Source organism: Flavobacterium sp., from assembly GCF_049590715.1.
Taxonomy (GTDB): Bacteria; Bacteroidota; Bacteroidia; order Flavobacteriales; family Flavobacteriaceae; genus Flavobacterium.
On record NZ_JBAWDL010000321.1, the window covers coordinates 1 to 2044 of the forward strand.

Below are 2044 nucleotides of genomic sequence, written 5' to 3' on the forward strand. Positions count from 1 at the left end.
ATTTCACCGTTTTTGAACGCTAACGGTACTTTAGACTTGAATTGTTTTGTAAAAACAGTATCAACTTCTTGATCATTAACTAAATTATTAGAATATAAATCTACTTTTTCAAATGGAGTATCAGATAATAATATAGAAGAGAAAAAATGCTGTTTGTAAGCAATAAATGAAACTTTATCTGCCGTTTCAGTTTTATCAGTACCTTGTCCTAAATAATCCGTTTTACCATCTTCGTATTCAAAATACACTTCAGCATAACGATTTTCGTAATTGATACTTTTTTCATTAGCATAAGTTTTCAAATCCCATTCTAAATTCAATGGTTTAGATGTTACTAAAGCATTATCCAACCCTTGTGTTTGGATTTCAAAATCCAACATATAATTATCTGCTTTCAATACGTATTTAAATTCTAAATACTGATTGTCAGCTGATTTTAAACGCATAGATACTATTTGATCCTCTCCATTTTTAGTCAATGTAGGTTCAAAAAATAAATCTTTTGTGTTTAAAGTATGGTTGTCTTTAGTAAATAACTGAATATTTAAACTAGAATTATTATCTTTAATTAATTCTACTAACTCACCAGAGCCTTTTTTGAATTTTTCAAAATTCTTTAAAGTAGCTTCAACGATATACCCCCCTTTATTCGCTATTTTTAAAGTAACTAAGTTGTTTTCAAGCGTAGTAATTCCACCTTTAGCTGAAGGCAAAGTAGCTGAATAAGCAAAACCTCCTAATGATTTTTGTAATTGCGCTAATTGAATAGTATCAGAAGGATTTACAGTAGCCAATGAAGTTGTTTTGGCTATTTCTTGTGCTTTTATCTCTTCTTTTACAACCAATTCTTTCTTGGCATTCTCTGCAGCAATCTGAGCTTCGTCAGGTTTATTTTGATACATTATCCAAAGTAAAATTCCAAATATCAGTACAAAACCAATTAACGAATTAGGATCAAATTTTTTTTCTTCCATTTTAATTTATAAAAAGTGTATAGTTTAAAGTTGAAAGCATTTCTAAATTTAAAAAGATGAAATTTAGAAATGCTTAATGTTTTTATTTATGTTTTTTAGCCTGCACTGCTGCTGCTACAAAATTGACAAAAAGTGGGTGTGGATTGACTACCGTACTCTTATATTCTGGATGGTATTGTACCCCAATAAAGAAAGGATGATCTTCAATTTCAACAATCTCAACCAAGCCTGTATCAGGATTCACACCTGAAGCTTTCAATCCTGCTTTTTGAAGTACATCTAAATATTCGTTATTGTATTCATAACGGTGACGGTGACGCTCTGAAATAGTCGTTTGACCATAAATTTTATAAGCCAAAGTATCTGGTTTTATTTCACATTTCCATGCCCCTAGACGCATTGTTCCCCCTTTATCTGTAACTGTTTTTTGATCTTCCATCAAATTCACAACTGGATTAGGAGTTTCAGGATTCATTTCTGTTGAATTTGCTTCTGCTAATCCTAAAACGTTTCTTGAATATTCAATAACAGACATTTGCATTCCTAAACAAATACCAAAGAATGGTAATTTATTTTCTCGTGCATAACGTACTGCAGCTATTTTTCCTTCAATTCCTCTTTCTCCAAAACCTGGAGCAACAAGAACAGCGTCCAAATCTTTGAATTTCTCTGCTACAGACTCATCATCAATATATTCAGAGTGAATGGAAATCACATTTACTTTGGTCTCATTAGCCGCTCCTGAATGAATAAAAGCTTCTAAAATTGACTTGTAACAGTCTTGCATTTCAACGTATTTCCCAATCAAACCGATATTAACAGTATGTTTAGGGTTTTTGATTCTTTTCAAGAAAGTGTTCCAATGTTTTAAATCTGGAGTGGCTCTTTTAGGTAAATCTAATTTTTTTAAAGCAACTACATCTAATCCTTCTTCAAGCATTAAATTAGGCACTTCATATATAGTTGAAGCATCAATAGATTGAATAACGGCGTCTCTTTTCACGTTACAAAACAACGCTAATTTATTACGAATTTCATTTGAAATTTCGTGTTCTGTTCTACAAACTAAG

Annotated in this window: 2 protein-coding genes; both read right to left on the bottom strand. The window is 31.2% G+C overall.

Annotation, left to right across the window (positions count from 1 at the left end):
* Window positions 1–974, bottom strand: a 974-nt coding sequence (locus WBQ70_RS13870; RefSeq protein WP_423915236.1) for a YidC/Oxa1 family insertase periplasmic-domain containing protein, incomplete at its 3' end; no start/stop codon positions are given.
* A gap of 82 nt (window positions 975–1056) precedes the next feature.
* On the bottom strand, window positions 1057–2044 hold a 988-nt coding region (locus tag WBQ70_RS13875; RefSeq protein ID WP_423915238.1), incomplete at its 5' end, for a CTP synthase.